The following is a 21,152-nucleotide window of genomic DNA, read 5'->3' on the forward strand; positions in this document are numbered from 1 at the left end:
TCTCCCCGTTGTATCAGGCCGCGGTCTGGAGCGGGTAGGGCGCGCCGAGAGTCGGCACCGTGCGGTAGCCGCGGGAACGCGCGGTCTGCGCGCCCCGGCGCACCAGGTTGGCGGTGCCCAGGAACCCGACCTGGTCACTGGCCAGGAACGGGGTGATCAGCCGGTTGTGCACGAATCCGATGCCCAGGCCCTCGTTCGGGATGGCCCAGCCGTGCGAACCGCCCAGCCCGACGTGCCCGAAGCCGGGCAGCACGCCGGGCACCGGGGAGGCGTGATAGCCGAGATGGAACGCCATCGGCAGGCCGAACAGGCCGCGGTCCATGGTCAGGTCGCGCCGCCGGCCGCACACTGCGGCGACGGACTCCGATGAGAGCAACCGGGCGCCGCCGGCCTCGCCGCCATTGGCCATGGCGCCGTACATCCGGGCCAGACTGCGGGCGGTGCTGATGGCGTTGGCGGCCGGCATCTCCGAGTCCAGCATCGGGGTGTCGCCGACGATGAGCTCGCTGATCGTCGGGAAATAGATCGATCCCAGCGCGAACGAACGGGGGCTGCCGGCCAGCCGGTGCGCGACCCGGTTGAGTCCGGGGACGTTCGGCAGCTTCTGCGGGCCGATGATCTCGGCTTCGCGGGTGGCCGAGCCGGCCGGCGGGCGTCCGAGATGCATGCCGTCGGTGCCCAGCGGGGCGGCGATCTCGTTGCGGAACAGATCGCGCATCCCGGAACCGGTGACCGATCGGGCCAGGCCGGACAGCAGCCAGCCGTAGGTGAGCGCGTGGTAGGCGGGCTTTCCGCGCAGGCTGTCGGCGGGGGCGGCGGCCAGCACCTCTTCCATCTGCTGGTGGTCCAGGATCTGGGCCGCCTGGGTGCCGCGCAGGTTGGACAGGCCCGCGCGGTGGCTGAGCACCTCTCGCACGGTGATGTCGGCCTTGCCGTTGGCGCCGAAATCCCGCCAGTACTCGGCCACCGGGGCGTCGTAGTCGACCAGCCCGCGGTCGGCGAGACGGTGGATGACGGTGGCGGCCACGCCTTTGGTGGCCGAGAACACCATGGCGCCGGTGTCGGCGTCCCAACGCTTCTGCCCTGCCCGGTCCGACCAGCCGGTCCAGACGTCGACGACGGGTTCACCGTCGAGGTAGACGGCCATCGCGCCACCGCCGAACCGGCGGTGCGGGAACAGCGCGGCAAAACTGCGCACCGCCCAGGTGAAGGCGGGATCCGCTACGCCGCGGACTCCTTTGGGGAGGTCAGCACCCCCAGCAGTTCCATAGCTCATGTTAGGACGGTAATCACATTTGCCCGCGATTGGGCAAAAATTAGCCAGAACGTTATTTTGCGAATCGGGCTGCGCCCGCCCGCAGCGCCGCCCCGGCTAATCGAACCGGTAGTCCGTCAGCGGGAATATCCGCTGATCGCGCACCGCGTCGCGGACCGAGGTCGGGCGGAACAGGGGCGTCTCCCCCGTCGGGCTGAACCAGTAGGACCGCGACCCCACGCAGGACCCGAGTGCGAACACCGAATCGTCCAACAGCCCGGTGACGCGATCCAGAAACTTCTCGTTGGCCTCTTCGGTGACCTCGAAGGTGTCCGCGCCCTGACGGTGCAGCTCACCGAACAGTCGCTCCATGTGCCGCATCAGACATTCGACGGTGGAAAACCAGCTCATCCCCACCCAGGCGTAGGGGCTGACCGCGGACAGGAAGTTCGGAAATCCGGGCACGGTGATGCCCTGATAGGCGCAGAACCGGCCGTCACGCCACCACTTCCCGAGGTTGCGGCCGTCGCGGCCGACGATCTCGATGGCCGGAAGATTGGATTCCCAGACGTCGAAACCGGTGGCCAGCACCAGGGTGTCGACACTGCGCCGGGTTCCGTCGGCGCCGACGATGCCGTCGGCGTCGATCCGGTCGATCCCCGCGGTCTCCAGCCGCACGTTGGGCCGGTCGAACGCCCGGTAGTAGCGATTGGACACGGTGGGCCGTTTGCAGCCGTAGTCGTAGTTCGGGGCGAGTTTGCGGCGCACCGTCTTGTCCCGGATCGAGGCGAACCGGTGCGCGTTGGCCACGGCTTCGGCGAAGCGATTAAGCCAATGGAAGTTCCGGTATTTCCACATGGCGATCACCATCAGGATCTCCATGAAGACGTCACTGGCGGCGCGAACCGCGCGCTGGGTCAACGGGATTCGGCGGAACAGCGCGCGAACGGCGCTCGGGAAACGGACGTCGAGCTTGGGCATCACCCAGATCGGGGTGCGCTGGTACACCGTCAGTTCCGCTGCACGAGCGGCTAATTCCGGAATGACCTGGACGGCGGTGGACCCGGTCCCGATGATTGCGACGCGCCGGTCCTGCAGCGGACAGTCCGGATCCCAGCGCGCCGTGTGCACCCATGGTGACCGCGGCCCGCACCCCGGCCAGACGCGACGGGTCCAGGCCGGCGTTTTCCAGGGCTTCCCAGGCCACCTCCAGCAGCAGGCGCTGTTGCGGGTCCATGGCGGCGGCCTCGCGCGGGGTGATGCCGAAGTGCTCGGCGTCGAAACCGGCGACGCCGGGGATGAATCCGCCCCACTTCGACGGCATCCGGCCGGGCGCCAGCGGGTCCGTGTCGTAGAACGCCTCGGCGTCCCAGCGATCGGCGGGAACCTCGACGATTCCGTCGCGGCCATCGGTGAGCAGTGACCAGTAGGCGTCCGGGCCGGTGGCGCCCCCGGGAAACCGGCAGCCATGCCCACCACGGCGATCGGTTCGGTGCGGGCCAGCCGGGAGGCTCCCTCGAACTTCCCGGACAGCGCGGTGCGCTGGTCGTCGGTCATGTCGGCGATGCGGCGAAAGGTCGTTGTCATCAGATTCCCATCTCGACGCGGTCGAACAGGTCGTCCAGCACGCTGGATTCGGCGGCGACAGCGCGCCAACCTGGTCGAAGCCGTAGAACACCGCCGGGGACAGCAGCAGGTTGACGCCGGCGGCGATGGCCTGCCTGCTCTCGCCGGTCCGCAGGCTCTGGCAGGCCAGGTGGATGGCGACCAGGGAGGATGAGCAGGCGGTGTCCACCGTCAGCGACGGTCCACGCAGGTCCAGCAGATAGGACAGCCGGTTGGCGATGATGCTGAGCGCGCCGCCGAGGTTGTTCCAGGCGTCGACCGTCTGCTGGTGCACGCACCGGTCGTCCGCTCGGACCACGGAGCAACCTTCGCCGCGGTGGCCGCGTCGTCGTCATCGGCGTAGTAGACGTGGATCGGGCAACTCAGTCGCGCCTCGGACGCACATCGGTAGGCGGTGATCGCCTTGAAGCCGCGCAACGTCGGCAAGATCCGGGCCGCAAACTCCGGGTTGTCCAGGAACTCGGGTTTGACGCCCGTCATCTGCGCGGCCGCGTCGAGCAGTCCCCGATCGGACTCCGGGATGTAGTCGTAACCACTGTGCCCGGGCGCCGCGCACGCCGAAACGAACAGTGCGGCAATGCGTTTGCCGTGCTGTTGCAATCTCCACGCAACCTCGAAGGCGACCAAGGCGCCCATGCTGTGGCCGAAAAACGCCGTCGGACCAGTGGATTCGTTGATCGGCGGCAACTTGCCGATGACCGCGTCGGCGAGCTCTTCGATGCCCGTGAACGCGGCGAGGTCCTGTTTGCCTCCCCGGCCCGGGTACCGGGCTGCGACGGCCTTCACTCCGCTGTCGAACGAACGAGCCAGCGGCACATAGTAGTTGGCGGAACCACCGGCGTACGGAAATATGTACAGCGTTGGCGCACTCACCCGCGCCAGGGTCGCCTGCGGATCAGTTGCCGACGGCCGCCAGGATCTGCTCGGCGCCCAACGCCGGCGTCAATGTCCCGTCGCGAACCTGTTGCTCCACCCCGGCCCGGATGCCGCGGACCCCAGGCGCGGACAGCACCCGGTCGATCACCTCGTCGCGGACCATCGCCCACATCCAGTCCACCTGTTGGGTGCGCCGACGGGCATCGAACTCCCCCGCCTCGGTCAGCACCCGGCGGTGTTCACACACCGTCTCCCAGAGCTTGTCCAGGCCGGTTCCCTCCAGCGCGCTCATGGTCAACACCGGCGGCCGCCACAATGCTTCGCGCGGATAGATCAGCCGGATCGCGCCGGCCAGGTCGCGGGCCGCGGTGCGGGCGTCGACCAGATGGTTGCCGTCGGCCTTGTTGACCACCACGATGTCGGCGAGTTCCAGCACACCCTTCTTGATGCCCTGCAGCTGGTCGCCGGTGCGGGCCAGGGTCAGGAACACAAAGGTGTCGACCATGTCCGCGACGGCGACCTCGGATTGGCCGACCCCGACGGTCTCCACCAACACGATGTCGAACCCGGCGGCCTCCAACAGCACGATGGTCTCCCGGGTGGCCTTGGTGACCCCGCCGAGGGTGCCCGAGGTCGGCGACGGCCGGACGTATCCGTCTGCGTGGTTGGACAGCCGCGCCATCCGGGTCTTGTCGCCCAGAATCGAGCCGCCGGTGCGGGTGGAGGACGGGTCGACGGCCAGCACCGCGACCTTGTGGCCCGCTTCGATCAGGTGCATGCCGAGCGCTTCGATGGCGGTGGACTTCCCCACCCCCGGCACCCCGGTGATCCCGACATGCATGGCTCGGCCCGCTTCGGGCATCAGCTCCAGCAACAGTTCCTGGGCCTGGACGCGGTGGTCCGCGCGGGTGGACTCCACCAGGGTGATGGCGCGCGCCAGCACCGCGCGGCTTCCGGCGCGGACGCCTGCGGCCAGCTCAGCGGTCTCCATATCAGCCGGGCAGCTGGTAGCCGAGTTGGGCGGCCAGTTTGTGGAGCAGATCTCCGGCAGCGGTGGCGATGACCGTGCCCGGCGGGAAGATGGCGGTGGCCCCGTCACGGTAGAGCGCGTCGAAGTCTCCGGGCGGGATGACGCCGCCGACGACGATCATGATGTCCGGGCGGCCCACCTCGGCCAGCGCGTCGCGTAGCGCCGGCACCAGGGTGAGGTGGCCGGCGGCCAGCGAGGACACCCCGACGATGTGCACGTCGTTGTCGGCGGCCTGCCGAGCGACCTCATCGGGGGTGGCGAACAGCGGGCCGACGTCGACGTCGAAGCCGAGGTCGGCGAACGCCGTCGCGATGACCTTCTGGCCGCGGTCGTGACCGTCCTGGCCCATCTTGGCCACCAGGATGCGCGGCCGGCGGCCGTCCGCCTCGGCGAACTGCTCGACCAGCTCGGTGACGGCGGTCAGTTTGTCGGCCCCGCCGTCGCGGCCCGCCTCATCGCGGTACACCCCGGAGATGGTACGGATTTCGGCCTGGTAGCGCCCGAACACCTTCTCCAGCGCGTCGGAGATCTCCCCACCAGTGGCCTTGGCGCGGGCGGCGTTGATGGCCAGGGCCAGCAGGTTGTTGCCGAGGCCGTCCTCCCCGGCCGGTCCGGACTCCGCCGCGGCGCGGGTCAGTTCGGCCAACGCGGCCTGGGTGGCGTCCTCGTCGCGTTCAGCGCGCAGCCGGTCGAGTTTGGCCAGCTGCTCACCACGCACCTTGGAGTTGTCGACCTTGAGGACCTCGATGTGCTCCTCTTCGTTGAGCTGGTACTTGTTGACGCCGATCAGGGTCTGGGCGCCGGAGTCGATACGCGCCTGGGTGCGGGCGGCCGCTTCCTCGATGCGCATCTTCGGGATGCCCAACGCGATCGCCTCGGCCATACCGCCGTGCGCGGTGACCTCTTCGATGTGCGCTCGGGACCGCGAAACCAGTTGCGCGGTCAGCCATTCCAGGTAGTAGGACCCGCCCCACGGGTCGATCGGCCGGGTCGTTCCGGACTCCTGCTGCAACAGCAGCTGGGTGTTGCGGGCGATCCGCGCGGAGAAGTCGGTGGGCAGCGCCAGCGCCTCGTCGAGGGCGTTGGTGTGCAGCGACTGGGTGTGGCCCTGGGTCGCCGCCATCGCCTCCACACAGGTCCGGGCGACGTTGTTGAACACGTCCTGGGCGGTCAGCGACCAGCCGGAGGTCTGCGAATGGGTGCGCAGCGAAAGGGATTTGGGGTTCTTCGGGTCGAACTGGGAGACGAGTTCGCTCCACAGCAGCCGGCCGGCGCGCAGTTTGGCGACCTCCATGAAGAAGTTCATCCCGATGCCCCAGAAGAAGCTCAGCCGGGGCGCGAACTTGTCGATGTCCAGCCCCGAAGCCAGGCCGGCCTTGATGTACTCGACGCCGTCGGCCAGGGTGTAGGCGAGCTCCAAATCGGCTGTCGCCCCGGCCTCTTGGATGTGGTAGCCGGAGATGGAGATGGAGTTGAACTTCGGCATCTTGGCGCTGGTGTAGGAGAAGATGTCGGCGATGATCCGCATCGACGGTTCCGGCGGGTAGATGTAGGTGTTGCGGACCATGAACTCTTTGAGGATGTCGTTCTGGATGGTCCCGGCCAGTTTCTCCGGCGGCACCCCCTGCTCCTCGGCGGCGACCACGTACAGGGCGAGGATCGGCAGCACCGCGCCGTTCATGGTCATCGAGACGCTGACCGAGCCCAGGTCGATCCCGTCGAACAGTTGACGCATGTCCAGGATGGAGTCGATGGCCACCCCGGCCATGCCGACGTCGCCGGTGACCCGGGGATGGTCGGAGTCGTACCCGCGGTGGGTGGCCAGGTCGAAGGCCACCGACAGGCCCTTCTGCCCGGCGGCCAGGTTGCGGCGGTAGAACGCGTTGGACTCCGCGGCGGTGGAGAAGCCGGCGTACTGGCGGATGGTCCAGGGCTGATTGACGTACATCGTCGGGTACGGACCGCGGATATAGGGCGGCTCGCCCGGGAGGGTGTCGACCGGGTAGCCGTCGGCGGCCAGGGCGTCGCGGTCGGCGCGGGTGTAGATCGGCGCGACATCGATGCCCTCGGGGGTCGCGAAGGTGAGCTGCTCGGCGCTGTAGCCGCCCGCCGCCGCGGCGGCGGCGACGAGTTCGGCGACGTCGTCAGGGGTCGGCGCGTCCGGCGCGGCGACGGGGTCATGGCGCGGCACGTCGGCGAAACTGCCGATGACAGAGTTGGCGATGGCGGAGGTCTCGGTCATCACGCCCCCAATCGGGTCAGCATGGCCGAAAGCGCTTCGACCGCATCGATTTTCATGGTCAGGTAGCCGTCGGGTTTCACCTCGGCGTCGGCGACGGCGCGCTCCGGGCCGGCCAGGAACACCTGGGCGATTCCGGCGTCGTGCGCTGCGGCGACGACCTCGGCGGCCTCGACCGCGTATCGCTTGTCGGCGCCGCAGATGACCGCGATGTCCCCGGCCAGGCCGTCCTCGCGGGCCTGCGAGACCACCTCGGCCACGCCGAGGGCTTCCACCTGACCCAGGTTGATCGCCTCGATGCCGCCGGAGGCCAGCAGATTGGTCGCGAAGGTGGCGCGGATGTTGTGTTCGGACAGCGGGCCCAGCGGCAGCAGCAGCACGGTGGGGCGCGACCCCTGGTCGGCCAGGAACGCGTCCGATCGGTCGCGCAGCGCCTCGAAACCGGCGGCGTAGCGGGACACTCCGGGCGGCTCGCCGGTGTTCGGCAACGGAGCCTCGATCAGGTTGGGGAACTCGTTGACCCCGGTGAGCGAGGTGCGCCGGTGCGCGATATCGGCTTCGCGGCGGGCGGCGACGGCGTCGATATGCTCGGCGATGTGGTCGACGGCGGCGAGGAAGCCGCCGCGGTCTTCGATGTCGCGGAAGCGTTCCCAGGCGACCTCGGCGAACTGTTCGGTGAGTTCCTCGACGAACCAGGAGCCCGCGGCCGGGTCGAGCACCCGGCCCAGGTGCGATTCCTCCAGCAGCAGCAGCTGGGTGTTGCGGGCGATGCGGCGGGCGAAGCTGGGGTTTTGGCCAGGCATGCCGCCGACGATGGCGGCGTCGAACGGGCGCAGCTGCACGGTGTCCGCGCCGCCGAGCCCGGCGGCGAAACCGGCGAGGGTGGAGCGCAGCATGTTCACCCACGGGTCGCGCTGGCTCATCATGGCCAGCGAGCCGACGGCGTGGATCCGGGCGGCGCCGGCTTCGGGGGCGTCGAGCACCTGGGCGACGCGGGCCCACAGTTGGCGCAGCGCGCGCAGTTTGGCGATCCCGGCGAACTGGTCGTCATTGACGGCGATGCGGAAACTGATCTGCCCCAACGCATCCGGGGTCGACAGCCCGGCGGCGGTCAGCGCACGCAGGGTGTCCACGGCGGCGGCGATCGCGGCGGCGAGCTCCCAACCGGCGTCGGCGCCGCGGTCGTGCAGGCCGGCCCCGTCGATGGTGATCGCGCGGACACCGTCGGGCGCCGCGCTCGCCACCGCGACGACCTCGTCCAAACAGGGGCTCTGCGCGCCGGTGAGCGCCGCGGTCAGCGGGTCGGCGCCCAGGTCGATGGCCACGTTCCCCCGGTACTCGGGTTGGACGCCGGCGGCCAGCGCCGCGAGCGCCTCGGCGGCGCCGGCGTAGTGCCTGCCGAAGGACTCCCCCGGTTGCAGCCGCACCGGCGCCAGTTCGATGAACACGCCCTCCAGCAGCCGGTCCAGATCGGCGCCGGTCACCCCGTCGTCGCCGACGCGCAGCACCAAGGCGCTGATCCCGAGCCCCAGTTCGGCGAGCACGGTGGCATTGGCCGCGGCCAGGTCGACTGCGGCCGCGGGTTCTTGCCCGGGGACCGGGTAGACGTCGGCGACCTTCCAGCCGGCCAGCACGTCCCGGCCGGCGTCGGCTCCGCGGGTGTAGGGCCAGGCGCCGGGCAGCGGCAGCTCGGGACGCTCGTCGAGGGCGGTGTACAGCGGGTGGATGGCCACCCCCTCGTAGGTGGCGGTGTTCAACCGTTCCTCGGGGGCCGCGCCGAACTCGCTGGGCTCCTTGCCGGAGCCTCGGGCCAGCACCTTGGCCACCCCGGCTCGCCAGCGTTGGCGCGCCTGCTCCAGCTCGTCGTTGTCGCGCTGTACCGAAGTCACGTTATGAAGGCTAAATGATGGGTTGTCGTGGCAGTTCGGTGAGTGTGACCTACCGCTCGGTAACCCCAGTCGTTCACCTGTCGGCCGTAGGCTAGGAGGTCGTGACCGGCACACCGACGACACCGCGGCGATTCGCCGCGTTGCTGCGCACGGTGATCCCCACCCTCCGATCGGTGATCTCCGGGGTGCCGCCGCGCCGGGTGGTGTTCACCTCCATCGTGCTGGTGGCGTTGGTGGCCGTGGTGCTGCTGGCGCCGATGCCCAGCGCGGTGCAAGTCCGCGACTGGGCGCAATCAGCCGGGCCGTGGTTGCCGCTGGTCTTCCTCGGCACGCACGCGCTGGTCACCATCTTCCCGTTCCCCCGCACCGCATTCACACTGTCGGCCGGGCTGCTGTTCGGCTCCGCGCTGGGCGTCGGGGTGGCGGTGACCGCCGCGACGATCAGCGCGGTCGCGGCGCTGCTATTGGTGCGGGCGTTCGGCTGGCGGATCGAAGGCCCGCGGGTGGACTCGATCAACAATCATCTGAGCCGGCGTGGCTGGCCCGCGGTGCTGTCCTTGCGGCTGATCCCGGCGGTGCCGTTCTCGGTGATCAACTACGCCGCGGGCGCGTCCTCGGTGCGGGTTGTCCCCTACACGCTGGCCACGGTGTTCGGGCTGCTGCCCGGGACTGCGGCGGTGGTGGTGCTCGGCGACGCCCTCACCGGAACCGTCTCTCCGCTGCTGCTGTTGGTCTCGGCGTGCACGGCGAGTGTCGGGATCGCCGGCCTGGTCTACGAGTGGCGGGTGCACCACCGGCACCACCTGGCGCAATTGTCACATGACGAGACTGCCGCGGGTGAGGTCGACGCCCCTGCGAGTTAGCTTTGGCTGTTGCTGCCGTGCCGGTTGACGCTGCTGAGGCCCGTGGTGTGCGGGTCAGGCTCGTTCTGATCGTCTTGAGTGCGCACAGATAGATTTCGCTCATTCTGAGTGCGCCCAGATCGCTGTTGCGGCGATTTTCGCGATCTGCGCGCACCCAGAATGACGGGGGCACTCCGAGCGCGCCCTACGAAGTCTCCTCGGCCTCCGGGCCCAGCGCCGTCATCGCCGCGAACAGCGCCAGCAACGACGATGACGCGCCGAGGCCCGGGCTGTAGTCCTTGGCCTTGATGTGCGACCCGACCGCGAGGACGAAGTAAATGGTCAGCATGAACGTCGTCAGCCGCGCCAGGGCCGGGAAACGGTAGACCGCCAGCAGGCCGATCACGGAGAGTCCCTTGACCACCGGCAGCACCGGGCGGACTTCCTGCGGGCAGTTCACCGCGTCGAGGGCCTTGGTGATCTGCGGCGCCGGGATGGCGCAGATCACCGCGTCGAAGGCCTGGAAGCCAGCGAGTGCGGCATAGGTTTTGTTCGAGGTCAGTGCCGACATTCGGCACTCCTTTCTGTGACGGCCCCGTGTTTTCTTACCTAGGACCCGTGCCGAGGACCGGACGGGGGCGACTGCGGAAACTGCGATCCGGACGGGGGCGACTGCGGGCCCGACGGCGGAATCTGGATCGGCTGCTGATAGGCCGGCGGCGGCGTCGGCCGCGGCGCCGCGCCGAGCACCGGCGACGGAGTACGGGCCTCCGCTTCGGCTTTGGCCACCGCGCGGGCGATCGCCGGGTCGGTCTGGGTCTCGAACCAGTCGGCGACATCCTCGTCGTCATCGGGCGCGGTGTCGGCCGGGTCGACCGGCGACGGGGTGTAGCGGTAGATGCCGTCGTCGCCGGGCGCGCCGAGCAGCTTGGTCATGCCCTGCAGCGCGGTGCCGAAGTCACTCGGCACCACCCACACCTTGTTGGCTTCGCCCTTGGCCATCTCCGGCAGGGTCTGCAGATACTGGTATGCCAGCAGCTCCGGCGTCGGGCGGGACGCCTTGATGGCCTTGAAGGTCTTCTCGATCGCCTTCGCCTCACCCTGGGCCTTGAGGTACTGGGCAGCGCGCTCGCCCTGGGCGCGCAGGATGCGGGACTGCCGCTCGGCCTCGGCCGCCAGAATCGCCGACTGCTTGGCGCCCTCGGCTGCCAGGATCTGAGACTGCTTCTGGCCCTCGGCCTGCTTGATCGACGACTCCCGCACACCTTCGGCGGTGAGGATCATCGCCCGCTTCTCGCGGTCGGCCTTCATCTGCTTTTCCATCGATTCCTGGATGGACGGCGGCGGGTCGATGGAGCGCAGCTCCACCCGCGCGACCCGCAGGCCCCACTTGCCGGTGGCTTCGTCGAGCACGCCGCGCAGCTGGCCGTTGATCTGGTCGCGGGAGGTCAGCGTCTGCTCCAGGGTCATGCCGCCGACCACGTTGCGCAGCGTGGTGGTGGCCAGCTGCTCGACGCCGACGATGTAGTTGCTGATCGCGTAGACCGCGGCCTGGGGGTTGGTGACCTGGAAGTACACCACCGTGTCGATGTTCAGGGTCAGGTTGTCCTCGGTGATCACCGGCTGCGGCGGGAAGGACACCACCCGCTCGCGCAGGTCCACTCGGGCCCGGATCCGGTCGATGAACGGCACCAGCAGGGTCAGCTGGCCGCTGACGGTGCGGCTGTAGCGGCCGAGCCGCTCGATGACCGCGGCTTCGGCCTGCGGGATGAGCGCGACAGACTTCGCGACGACGACCACGCCCAGGGCGATCAGCCCCAGCAGCAGGATCAGGGCGGCGAACGCACCGTCCATGAACGGATTCCTTCCTATCGGGTGGATCCCACGACGGCGGTGGCGCCGTCGATGGAGATGACCGTGACGTGCCGGCCGGGTTCGTAGATCTCGTACTCGTTGAGTGGGCGCGCCGACCAGATCTCACCGTCGAGCTTGACCCGGCCGCCGGAGCGGCTGACCTGCTCCAGCACCAGCGCCGAGGCGCCCTCGAGCGCCTCGATCCCGGTCTGCGGCCACGGTTCGGACTCCATCCGGCGGCGCAGCGACGGGCGCACGGTGGCCAGCAGCAGCACCGACACCACGGCGAACACCAGGCCGTCGGCCCAGATCGGCCAGTCGAGCACCGCGCTGGTTCCGGCGGCGGCCAGTGCCCCACCGGCGAGCATCAGCAGAAACAGGTCTCCGGTGAGCACCTCGGCCCCGGCCAGCGCCAATGCGGCGACGAGCCAGATCACTGCGATCGGCATACCTCAACACTAACTGCAGATACCGCGTTGCGGCCGCAGCAGTTCTAGACTTCGGCCCATGTGGTGCCCGAGTGCTTCGCTGGTCCTGTGGGGCAACGCCTGGTTGGCCGGTCGCGCCGCGCCCGACGACGTGCTGGACGCGCTGTCGTTGTGGGCGCCCCGGCACACCGTCACCGCCTATGAGTCGGCGGCCGCCGGCGCCACCGGGTTGCCGTGGCCAGACGTTGACGACGCCGGCGCGGTGTCACTGCTGCAGGCGCTGCGCACCGCCGCCGGGCCGCGCAGCGGCGTCCCGGCGTTCCAGCTGGTGCTGCCGGTGCCCGGCGATGTGCGCGGACTACCGCCGGGAACGACATTCGCCACCGACGCGATCGAGGCCGGCGAGGCGGTGCTGATCACTTCGGCGCAGGGTCCGGTGATCGGATTGGTGCCCGAGTTCGATTACGACGACGACGATGTGGCCGACGAAGCGCCCATCTCGTTGGCGTGGACCGCGTATTCGTTGGACTCCGCCCCACCCCCGCAGAGCTACGACCTGGGCCAGGCCGAACTCGAGTTGCGGGACGCGGTGCGCTCGGCCGCCCAGACGCTGGACCGGTTGCGCGCCGGCGGTCCGGGCGTCGACGTCGAGGACCCGCGCGGGTTGGTGCAGCAACTGCTGGAAGCGGGCAGCGACCACATCGCGCCTGATCATGCGCCTGAGCGGGCGCTGCGCGTGCTGGAGAACGCCGCGCAGGTCGACGCCATCGTGACCGTAGGCGCGGGGGTCACCCCGATCGCGATCTCGTCGCCGTCGGGCGTGCAGTTGGCCGGGGACGCGCTGCGGCCGCTGGCCGCGGTGGTTCGGGCGGCCAGGTTGGCCGCAGTCAGTGCGATCCTGGCTTCCGCCTGGCGGGATTAGCGTGCCATCCACCTAGGTATGGCACAACCGGTGGTACCATACGTAGGTGGATAAGACCACGATCTATCTGCCCGACGACCTGAAAGCCGCGGTCAAGCGCGCGGCACAGAAACGCGGCGTATCCGAAGCCGAAGTTATCCGTGAATCGATTCGATCAACGGTCGGCAGCGAACGGCCGCGGCCACGAGGTGGCCTTTACGCAAGCGACGAAGCCCTCTCCGAGCGCGTCGACGAGCTGCTCGACGGCTTCGGCCAGCGGTGATCGTCGACACCAGCGTATTGCTGGCTTTGTTCGACTCCAGGGATCCGCACCACGCGGCAGCCAGTGCCGCGATCGACAACACCGATGAGTTGCTGGTGGTGTCACCGTACGTCGTCGCCGAACTCGACTACCTCGTCGCCACCCGAATCGGTGTCGAGGCCGAACTGGCCGTCCTTCGGGAATTGTCCGGCGGCGCATGGGAACTCGCCGAATTCACCCCGTCAGACCTACGCAAAGCCGCCGAAGTCGTCGACAAATATCGCGACAAGCACATCGGCGTGGCGGACGCGTCAAACGTCGTACTCGCCGATCAGCATCAGACGCTCACCATTGCCACGCTAGACCGTCGCCATTTCGATGTTCTCCGACCGTTGAAAGGCGGACACTTCACGGTCGTACCTTGATGCTGCGCCCGACTCGCCGGTCCTCCATCGTCTGCCACCGAGAGTCATGCCGATCGCCGGCGGCGGGTGGCGCGATTGTCGCCACGAACCACGCGGGCGCCGAGCACCGGCTGGCTGCCGCGACCGCCGTCGAAGTCCGGGCACCACGGCCAGTGGCCACGACGGTCGGCCCAAACCACCTGCAGCGCACACACTTCCGGACCGTAAATGCGGATGGCGTTCAGCAGGTGCACGTCGGGCCGGCGCACCTGAACGAACTCGGCGATGCCACCGGGCAACGTCATCGTCTCCCCCGGCTTGGGCTGCACCCTCTTCACGCAGTAGTCGGCGATGCCGTTCAACAGCATCACCGCCCGCTCCGCGGTGACCCCGGTGACGACGAGTTCGGCCAGCCCGCGGGCGTGCAAGCCGACCGTGTAGGCGAACGCGTGTCGCGGATCCTCGACGTACTGCACCGCCCAGCCGTGCTTATCGATCTCGCCCCGCAGAATGTCGAGATAGTCCTCGACAGTGGCATCTGGGTGATCGCATAACCAACACATAATTCTGACTCCTCTGGTTGTTGTGAGACCAGAGTCCGCCGAGGGTCCGACAAGTCGAGCGGCCCGACAAAGTCGAGCGCCGAGGAACGAGGCGCGAAGAGCTTTGTCGAAATCCCGAGGAACGAGCCGCGAAGAGCTTGTCGGTAATGCAGCACCGACACGTCGAGCGCCAAGGTGATCCGCGCGGAACCCCTTGGCGATTTTCAGGCGTTTTTTCGCCATCCGGATCCGTGTGGAGCGCCTGGGCGGCGGGGCGAAACGGGTCACGCAGACGGAGCGCCTGGGCGGCGGGGCGAAGCGGGTCACGCAGACGGGGCGCCGAAGCGGGTGACGCAGGCGGCGGAGCGCCGAAGCAGGCGAGCCAGGCGACAGGCGAGCCAGGCGACGGCCAGCAGCGCTAGCCGCAGCAGCCCGGGTCGCAGGGGGCGCCGTTGACGCTGACGCCGTAGCCGGGCGCCGGGTCCACGCCGTCGACCCTGGATTCGACGCGCCCGGTTTCGGCTTCGTCGAGCAGGTCCAGCACCAGCGCGGCGAAGCGCGGCGAAGCGCCCGGGGTGGCGGTGCGGGCCATGACGACACCCGCGTCGGCGGCCTGGGCGGCCAGCTCGTTGTCCAGGTCCCACACCACCTCGATGTGGTCGCAGACGAAGCCGATCGGGCAGACGATCACGGCCGGCACACCCGAAGCCGAAAGCGAAGAAAGATGTTCAGCCACATCGGGTTCCAGCCACGGCACGGCCGGCGGCCCGGAGCGGGACTGCCACACCTGGTCGTATTCGGCGTACCCGGCGGCCGCGGCGACCAGCCGCGCGGCGTAACTCACCTGGCGGCTGTAGAGCCCCGGGCCGTGCCGGGAATCGGCGGCCAGCGGGATCGAGTGCGCGGTGAACACCAGCCGCGCGGAATCGCGCAACTCCGAAGGCAGCGACTCCCGGGCGTCGGCCACCGCGGAGGCGAAGGATTCCACGAACAGCGGATGGTCGAAGAACTGGCGCAGCTTCACCAGCTCCGGGGCGCCATCAACAGCCGCCCGCGCGCGGGTGATGTCCTCGGTGTACTGGGTGCAGCCGGAGTAGCCGCCCCAGGCGGAGGTGGCGAACACCGCGGCGCGTCGCACGCCGTCGTCGCGCATCTGCGCCAGCGTGTCGCTCAGGTAGGGCGCCCAGTTCCGGTTGCCGAAGTACACCGGCAAATCACGCCCGGCAGACGCCAGCTGCGCCTGAACTTCGGCGATCAGCGCCCGGTTGATGCCGTTGATCGGCGACACCCCACCGAAGTGGTAGTAGTGCTCAGCCACTTCGGCCAGGCGCTCGTCGGGGATGCCGCGGCCCGCGGTGACGTTGCGCAGGAACGGCATCACCTGCTCGGGGCCCTCCGGGCCACCGAACGACAGCACCAGCAGCGCGTCGAACGCGCCGCCGGAGGCGGCGACGCCGCTCACAGCAGCTGGGTGCGCGGCGCCGCTCACAGCAGCTGGGTGTGCGCTCCACCGTCGGCGTAGACGATGTCGCCGGTGGTGGCCGGCAGCCAGTCCGACAGCAGCGCGCAGACGGTCTTGGCGACCGGAGTCGGGTCCTTCATATCCCAGCCGATCGGCGAGCGGGAATCCCAGCCCTCCTCCAGCATCTGCATCTGGCCCTTGGTCTCCTCGCCCAGCGCGCCGCCGACGATGGCGCTCATGGCCAGCGTCCGGATCGGGCCCGCGGCAACGAGATTCGAGCGCACCCCGACCTTGCCGGCCTCCCGCGCGACGAACCGGTTCACCGACTCCAGCGCGCTCTTGGCCACCGTCATCCAGTTGTAGGCCGGCATCGCCCGGGTCGGATCGAAGTCCATCCCGACGATGGATCCGCCCGGCGCCATGATCGGCAGCACGGCCTTGGCCAGCGAGGCGTAGGAGTACGCCGAGATGTGGATGCCCTTGGCGACGTCCTCGAAGGGGGCGTCCAGGAAGGGCTCCATACCCATACCGGTCTGCGGCATGAAGCCGATCGAGTGCACCACGCCGTCGAGCTTGTTGCCCTCGCCGATCACCTCGGCGATCCGGGCGGCCAGGGTGTCCAGGTGCTCGTCGTTCTGGACGTCGAGCTCCAGCAGCGGGGCCTTCTCCGGCAGCCGGTCGGCGATCCGCTGCACCAGCTTGAGCCGGTTGAACCCGGTCAGCACCAGCTCCGCGCCGGCCTCCTGCGCCACCTTCGCGATGTGGAACGCGATCGAGGAATCGGTGATGATCCCGGAAACCAGGATCTTCTTGCCTTCGAGCAAACCTGCCATGTCGTGCGAAACCTTTCTAGTGGCCCATGCCCATGGCGCCGTCGACGGGGATGACGGCGCCGGAAACGTAGCAGGCGTCCTCGGACGCCAGGAAACTGATCACACCGGCGACCTCGTCGGCGGTGCCGACCCGCTTGGCCGGGATGAACTCCAGCGCGCCGGCCTGCACGCGCTCGTCCAGCGCGCGGGTCATCTCGGTGTCGATGAAGCCCGGGGCGACGACGTTGGCGGTGACGTTGGCCTTCGACAGCTCGCGGGCGATGGAGCGGGACATGCCGATCAGGCCCGCCTTGGACGCGGCGTAGTTGGCCTGGTTGCCGATGCCCCAGGTGCCCGACACCGAGCCGACGAAGATCATCCGGCCGAACTTCTGCTTGATCATCGGCCGGGTCGCGCGCTGGGCCACCCGGAACGCCCCGGTCAGGTTGGCGTCGATGACCTGCTGGAACTTCTCCTCTGTCATCCGCATCATGAACGCGTCGGCGGTGATGCCGGCGTTGGACACCAGCACCTCGACCGGTCCCTGATGCGCCTCGATCTCGGTGAACGCGCGATCCACGGCGGCGGAGTCGGTGACGTCGCACTGCACGGCGAAGATGCCCTCGTCGGGGCTTCCCGAGCCCCGGTGGGTGATGGCGACCTTGTGGCCATCGCCCAGCAACCGGCGGGCGATCGCCAGGCCGATGCCCCGGTTGCCGCCGGTGACCAGAACAGAACGGGAGACGAACGGCGGCTTCGCGCCGTCGTAACAGGGTGCGTCGGACATGCGGGCAAACCTATCAGTCGGGCAGCCGGCGGTTGATCAACAGCGCCGCCAGCGCGGACAGCGCCAACACCAGGGTGCCGAGTCGCAGCCAGCCAGCGCTCGCGTCGCCGCGGATGATTTCGAAGCCGATCTGCTCCTGCAGCGTCGAGTAGACCTGCTTGAGCTCGGTCAGCGTCGCGGCGGTGAAGGCGTTCCCGCCGGACAGGTCGGCGATCTTGCGCAGCATGTCGTCGTCGACCGGCACCGGCTGGCGCTGGCCATTGATCTCGACGAAGCCGTATTTGGTGCCGAAGCTGATGGTGGAGATCGGCACGCCCTGCTCCTTGGCCATCCGCGCGGCGGTGTAGGCGCCCTTGGGATTGTCCGGGTTGCTCGGCACGGTCTCCTTGCCGTCGGACATCAGCACGATCCGGGCCGGCGGCGGCTCGTCCCCACCGCCGATGACCGCGCCGACGGTCGCGATGGCCTGCAGCGCGGTGAAGATCGACTCGCCGGTGGCGGTGCGGTCGGCCAGCTGCAGCTTGTCGATGGCGGCCTTGGTGGAGTCGCGGCTGGTGGTCGGCGACACCAGCACGGTCGCGGTGCCGGCGTAGGCGATCAGGCCGAGGTTGATGCCCGGGGTCAATTCGTCGGCGAACTGCTTGGCGGCCTCCTGGGCGGCGGCCAGCCGGGACGGTTCGACGTCGGTGGCCCGCATGGACTGCGAGACGTCGATCACCAGCATCACCACCGCGCGGTTGCGCGGAATCCGGACGTCGTTGCTCGGGGCGGCCATCGCGATGGTCAGCAGCGTCATCGACACGATCAGCAGGATCGCGGCCAGGTGCCGCCACCGGTTGGGCCGGTTGGGCGCGACGCGGTCCAGCAGTTCGGTGTTGGAGAACCGCAGGTAGCGCTTGGCGCGGGCCTGCTGGACGAAGATGTAGCCGATCGCCACGGCGGCGACCACCAGCAGGAACAGGAAGTACCAGGGGTGTTGGAACCCGGTCAGCGACATCGGGCCCAGCAGCGGAAGTGTCATTGGCTCATGCCTTCTCGGTGGATCGGGCGCTACTGCCGGCCGGCCAGCGCCCCGCGCCGACGGGACGAGGTGAATCGCACGATGTCGGCGATCCAGTCCCGGTCGGTGCGCAGGGTCAGCAGCGGCGCGTCGCAGCGGCGCAGGGTGCGGGCGACCTCCGCGCGGTGCGCGGCGGCGGCCTCGGCGAACTCGTCGCGCAGCGCGGCGTCGACGTGGTACTCGCGGGTCACGCCGGATTCGGTGTCCTGGAGCACCACGTCGCCGACGTCGGGCAGTTCGATGTCACGCGGGTCGAGGATCTCGATGCCCAGCACGTCGTGCCGGGCGGCGATGGCCCGCAGCGGGCGCATCCAGTTGATCGGCCCGAGGAAGTCGCTGATCACCACCGCCATGCCGCGACGGCGTTCCGGCCGGCGCAGCGCGTCGATGGCGGCGGCCAGGTCGCCGCGCACTCCCGGCGGGGCGCTGGGCATGGTGGCGATGGCGCGCAGCATGGACTGCTCGTGCTGGCGGCCGGAGCGGGCCGGCACCCGGACGGTCTGTGCGCCGTTGGTGATCAACGCACCCAGCCGGTTGCCGCCGCCGCTGTTGAGGTAGGTGATGGCGGCCGCCGCGGCCACCGCCAGATCTCGCTTCTCGCACACGGTGGTGCCGAAGTCCATGCTGGCCGACATGTCGACCACCAGCCAGGTCTCCAGCTCCCGGTCGGCGATCATCTGCCGCACGTGCGGGTGGGTGGTGCGGGCGGTGACCGACCAGTCCATCCGGCGCACGTCGTCGCCCGGCTGGTACATCCGGGACTCGCCCGGCTCGGAGCCCGGGCCCGGGATCAGACCCAGGTGGTTGCCGTGCAGCACGCCGTCGAGCTTGCGTTTGACCGTCAGCTCCAGCGTCCGCAGCGCGGCGGACAGTTTCGCGTCGCCGATCTCACCGCGGCCGAAGGACGGCGGGTGCAGCGGCTCCGACGCGCTCACTGACCGCCGGCCGCCGCGCCCGCCGGCTGCGGCGCCGCTCCGCGGGGCTGCTGGACGGCGTTGACCTGCGGCAGCGCCACGGTCTGCAGGATCCGGTTGATCACCGTCTCCGGCGAGATCTCATCGGCCAGGGCGTCGTAGGACAGCACCAGGCGGTGCCGCAGCACGTCCGGGATCACCTCGATGACGTCCTGCGGGACGACGTAGTCGCGGCCGCGGATCAGCGCCAGCGCGCGGGCGGCGGCGATGATGCCCAGCGACGCGCGCGGCGAGGCGCCGAAGGTGATCCAGGACTTCACGTCGGCCAGGCCGAACTGCTCCGGGGCGCGGGTGGCGGTGATCACCCGGACCACGTAGTCGACCAGCGCGTGGTGCACGAAGACGTTGGAGGCCAGTTCCTGCAGCCGCAGCAGGTCGCCGGGGGCCAGCACCTGCTTGGGTTCCGGCGGGGTGACGCCCATCCGGTAGATGATCTCGCGCTCCTCCTCCGGGGAGGGGTAGCCGACGTTGATCTTGAACAGGAAGCGGTCGCGCTGGGCTTCCGGCAGCGGGTAGACGCCCTCGTTCTCGATCGGGTTCTGGGTGGCCATCACCAGGAACGGCTTGGGCAGCTCGTAGGTCTTGCCGCCGATGGAGATCTTGCGTTCGGCCATCACCTCGAGCAGCGCGGACTGGACCTTGGCCGGGGCGCGGTTGATCTCGTCGGCGAGCAGGAAGTTGCAGACCACCGGGCCGAGCTCGATGTCGAACTCCTCGCGGCCCTGCCGGTAGATCCGGGTGCCGACGATGTCGGTGGGCACCAGGTCGGGGGTGAACTGGATGCGGTTGAAGCTGCCGCCGACGACCTTCGCGAAGGTCTCCACGGCGAGGGTCTTGGCGACGCCCGGCACACCTTCGAGCAGCACATGGCCCTTGGCGAGCAGACCCACCAGGATCCGCTCGACCAGCTGGTCCTGGCCGACGATGATGCGCTTGACCTCGAAGATCGCGCGCTCCAGGGTCGCCACCTCACTGGACACCCCGTTGGCGGGCGGAGCCGCATGTGCGCCGGATCCCGGCGTGTAGTTGGGCCCACCTGCTGACGTCATCGAATCTTCCTCCACGGCTAAGGTCCACAGCCTGCGCGGCTGTTCACGGCGCTGCGCGCCGCGCACGGTCATCCATCATGATCCCTGATCCCCCCGGGGGTCACGGACACCACTATTCCAGGCTACCGGCGGATCGGTCGCTCAGGACTCGATGATGCGGACCGCGTTGGGCTGCATACCCGCCGTCCGGACCTTGCTGACCTGCACTTTGCCGGCGCTGCCGGAGGCCTCCAGCATCTGGTCGCCGCCCAGGTAGAGCGCGACGTGCTGGCTGCCGCCGGGTCCCCAGAACAGCAGGTCGCCGCGCTTGGCCTGGTTCAGCGGCACCTTGCGGCCGGCGTCGTACTGGTCGCCGGAGTACTTCGGGATCAGCACGCCCACCCCGGCGAACGAGTACTGGGTCAGCCCCGAGCAGTCGAAGCCGTAGATATTGGCGCCGGATTCCACGCCGGTGCTGGGGCCGGTGGGTTTGCCACCGCCCCACGAGTACGGCATGCCCAGCTGCGTGCCGCCGCGCCGGATGACGTACTCGATGGCCTGCGGGCCGCGCACCCGGCCGGGGTTGACTCCGGTCGGTTCGGCGTCGGCGCCGCCGAAGCCCAGGGACTTGAGGAACTTACGGCCCATGTCCATGGTGGCCTGGGTGGCCTGCTGGGTCACCTGCAGCGACGCGTTGGCGATGGCCAGCGGGTCGCCGGGGGCGCCGGAGCTGGCGATCGCCGGCAGCGTCGGGTCCCAGATGCCGCCCGGCTCGGCGGCAGCCGGTTGCGCGACGGCGGTCAGCAGCCCGAGCGCGACCGCCGCGGCACTCGCCACGCGGATCACCCGGCGGCCAATTGTGTTAGCAGACATCGGATTCC

General features: G+C 69.4%; 21 protein-coding genes and 2 pseudogenes. 4 read left to right on the top strand and 19 right to left on the bottom strand.

What is annotated here, in order from left to right; all coding sequences use genetic code 11:
- Positions 1 to 13: 13 nt before the first annotated feature.
- From lipL to mutA, 8 genes and pseudogenes are all read right to left on the bottom strand, one after another.
- Positions 14 to 1,276: an esterase/beta-lactamase LipL gene (lipL, locus tag L2Z93_RS10550; protein WP_090585063.1), complete on the bottom strand. Its 1,263-nt coding sequence runs from the start codon at positions 1,274 to 1,276 to the stop codon at positions 14 to 16.
- A 96-nt stretch (positions 1,277 to 1,372) separates the two neighbouring features.
- Entirely contained in the window at positions 1,373 to 2,263 is an 891-nt protein-coding gene (locus L2Z93_RS10555) for an NAD(P)/FAD-dependent oxidoreductase (protein WP_162561839.1), read from the bottom strand.
- A gap of 79 nt (positions 2,264 to 2,342) precedes the next feature.
- Positions 2,343 to 2,842, bottom strand: a pseudogene (locus L2Z93_RS10560) (beta-ketoacyl synthase N-terminal-like domain-containing protein); the annotation flags it as partial.
- Positions 2,843 to 2,945: 103 nt separating this feature from the next.
- Positions 2,946 to 3,155, bottom strand: a pseudogene (locus tag L2Z93_RS10565) (beta-ketoacyl synthase N-terminal-like domain-containing protein); the annotation flags it as partial.
- Positions 3,053 to 3,754: a thioesterase II family protein gene (locus tag L2Z93_RS10570; RefSeq protein ID WP_090585067.1), complete on the bottom strand. Its 702-nt coding sequence runs from the start codon at positions 3,752 to 3,754 to the stop codon at positions 3,053 to 3,055. The gene L2Z93_RS10570 and the pseudogene L2Z93_RS10565, both read right to left, overlap by 103 nt.
- 22 nt (positions 3,755 to 3,776) lie before the next feature.
- A complete protein-coding gene (gene meaB / locus L2Z93_RS10575; RefSeq protein WP_090585069.1) occupies positions 3,777 to 4,748 on the bottom strand; it encodes a methylmalonyl Co-A mutase-associated GTPase MeaB in 972 nt (323 codons plus the stop codon).
- Position 4,749: 1 nt separating this feature from the next.
- Positions 4,750 to 7,029, bottom strand: a complete 2,280-nt coding sequence (gene scpA, locus L2Z93_RS10580; protein ID WP_090585202.1) for a methylmalonyl-CoA mutase — start codon at positions 7,027 to 7,029, stop codon at positions 4,750 to 4,752.
- Positions 7,029 to 8,915, bottom strand: coding sequence for a methylmalonyl-CoA mutase small subunit (gene mutA / locus L2Z93_RS10585; protein ID WP_090585071.1), 1,887 nt, complete (start codon positions 8,913 to 8,915; stop codon positions 7,029 to 7,031). Before mutA ends, scpA begins: the two co-directional genes overlap by 1 nt.
- Before the next feature lie 101 nt (positions 8,916 to 9,016).
- Here mutA and L2Z93_RS10590 point away from each other — a divergent pair, with 101 nt between their 5' ends.
- On the top strand, positions 9,017 to 9,778 hold the full coding sequence (locus L2Z93_RS10590) for a TVP38/TMEM64 family protein (RefSeq protein WP_370745892.1): 762 nt from the start codon (positions 9,017 to 9,019) through the stop codon (positions 9,776 to 9,778).
- Positions 9,779 to 9,962: 184 nt separating this feature from the next.
- On the opposite strand, the gene L2Z93_RS10595 is transcribed toward L2Z93_RS10590, so the two are convergent.
- Genes L2Z93_RS10595 through L2Z93_RS10605 form a run of 3 tightly spaced genes read right to left on the bottom strand, consistent with a single transcriptional unit; the run spans position 9,963 to position 12,060 of the window.
- A complete protein-coding gene (locus L2Z93_RS10595) occupies positions 9,963 to 10,328 on the bottom strand; it encodes a DoxX family protein (protein ID WP_090585074.1) in 366 nt (121 codons plus the stop codon).
- A gap of 38 nt (positions 10,329 to 10,366) precedes the next feature.
- Positions 10,367 to 11,611 (bottom strand): SPFH domain-containing protein, encoded by a 1,245-nt coding sequence (locus L2Z93_RS10600; RefSeq protein ID WP_090585077.1) that lies wholly within the window; start codon positions 11,609 to 11,611, stop codon positions 10,367 to 10,369.
- A 14-nt stretch (positions 11,612 to 11,625) separates the two neighbouring features.
- A complete protein-coding gene (locus L2Z93_RS10605; RefSeq protein WP_090585079.1) occupies positions 11,626 to 12,060 on the bottom strand; it encodes an NfeD family protein in 435 nt (144 codons plus the stop codon).
- Positions 12,061 to 12,118: 58 nt separating this feature from the next.
- On the opposite strand from L2Z93_RS10605, the gene L2Z93_RS10610 reads away from it, so the two are divergent.
- Genes L2Z93_RS10610 through L2Z93_RS10620 form a run of 3 tightly spaced genes read left to right on the top strand, consistent with a single transcriptional unit; the run spans position 12,119 to position 13,627 of the window.
- Positions 12,119 to 12,961, top strand: a complete 843-nt coding sequence (locus tag L2Z93_RS10610; RefSeq protein WP_090585080.1) for an Rv1486c family protein — start codon at positions 12,119 to 12,121, stop codon at positions 12,959 to 12,961.
- A 46-nt stretch (positions 12,962 to 13,007) separates the two neighbouring features.
- Entirely contained in the window at positions 13,008 to 13,223 is a 216-nt protein-coding gene (locus tag L2Z93_RS10615) for a ribbon-helix-helix domain-containing protein (RefSeq protein WP_090585082.1), read from the top strand.
- Positions 13,220 to 13,627 carry a PIN domain-containing protein gene (locus tag L2Z93_RS10620; protein ID WP_090585084.1) on the top strand — a complete coding sequence of 136 codons (408 nt, stop codon included), beginning with the start codon at positions 13,220 to 13,222 and terminating at the stop codon, positions 13,625 to 13,627. Before L2Z93_RS10615 ends, L2Z93_RS10620 begins: the two co-directional genes overlap by 4 nt.
- 44 nt (positions 13,628 to 13,671) lie before the next feature.
- Here L2Z93_RS10620 and L2Z93_RS10625 read toward each other — a convergent pair whose 3' ends face one another.
- The 8 genes from L2Z93_RS10625 to ripB all read right to left on the bottom strand — a co-directional run bounded on the left by L2Z93_RS10625 (position 13,672) and on the right by ripB (position 21,144).
- Complete coding sequence (locus L2Z93_RS10625; protein ID WP_090585086.1) at positions 13,672 to 14,169, bottom strand: DUF4262 domain-containing protein; 498 nt, start codon at positions 14,167 to 14,169, stop codon at positions 13,672 to 13,674.
- A 397-nt stretch (positions 14,170 to 14,566) separates the two neighbouring features.
- A complete protein-coding gene (locus L2Z93_RS10630) occupies positions 14,567 to 15,610 on the bottom strand; it encodes a ferrochelatase (RefSeq protein WP_090585089.1) in 1,044 nt (347 codons plus the stop codon).
- Positions 15,611 to 15,633: 23 nt separating this feature from the next.
- Positions 15,634 to 16,443: an NADH-dependent enoyl-ACP reductase InhA gene (inhA, locus tag L2Z93_RS10635; RefSeq protein WP_090585091.1), complete on the bottom strand. Its 810-nt coding sequence runs from the start codon at positions 16,441 to 16,443 to the stop codon at positions 15,634 to 15,636.
- Between the two features lie 16 nt (positions 16,444 to 16,459).
- Positions 16,460 to 17,209: a beta-ketoacyl-ACP reductase gene (fabG, locus tag L2Z93_RS10640; protein WP_090585093.1), complete on the bottom strand. Its 750-nt coding sequence runs from the start codon at positions 17,207 to 17,209 to the stop codon at positions 16,460 to 16,462.
- Between the two features lie 13 nt (positions 17,210 to 17,222).
- A complete protein-coding gene (locus L2Z93_RS10645) occupies positions 17,223 to 18,230 on the bottom strand; it encodes a VWA domain-containing protein (RefSeq protein WP_090585095.1) in 1,008 nt (335 codons plus the stop codon).
- A 29-nt stretch (positions 18,231 to 18,259) separates the two neighbouring features.
- Entirely contained in the window at positions 18,260 to 19,204 is a 945-nt protein-coding gene (locus tag L2Z93_RS10650; protein WP_090585097.1) for a DUF58 domain-containing protein, read from the bottom strand.
- The gene (gene moxR1, locus L2Z93_RS10655) at positions 19,201 to 20,292 is read right to left on the bottom strand and encodes a chaperone MoxR1 (RefSeq protein ID WP_090585206.1); all 1,092 of its coding nucleotides are present in this window, start codon (positions 20,290 to 20,292) and stop codon (positions 19,201 to 19,203) included. The genes L2Z93_RS10650 and moxR1 overlap by 4 nt, the downstream gene beginning before the upstream one ends.
- Before the next feature lie 141 nt (positions 20,293 to 20,433).
- The gene (gene ripB / locus L2Z93_RS10660; protein ID WP_090585099.1) at positions 20,434 to 21,144 is read right to left on the bottom strand and encodes an NlpC/P60 family peptidoglycan endopeptidase RipB; all 711 of its coding nucleotides are present in this window, start codon (positions 21,142 to 21,144) and stop codon (positions 20,434 to 20,436) included.
- Positions 21,145 to 21,152: the final 8 nt, after the last annotated feature.

Source organism: Mycolicibacterium brumae, from assembly GCF_025215495.1.
Taxonomy (GTDB): Bacteria; Actinomycetota; Actinomycetes; order Mycobacteriales; family Mycobacteriaceae; genus Mycobacterium; species Mycobacterium brumae.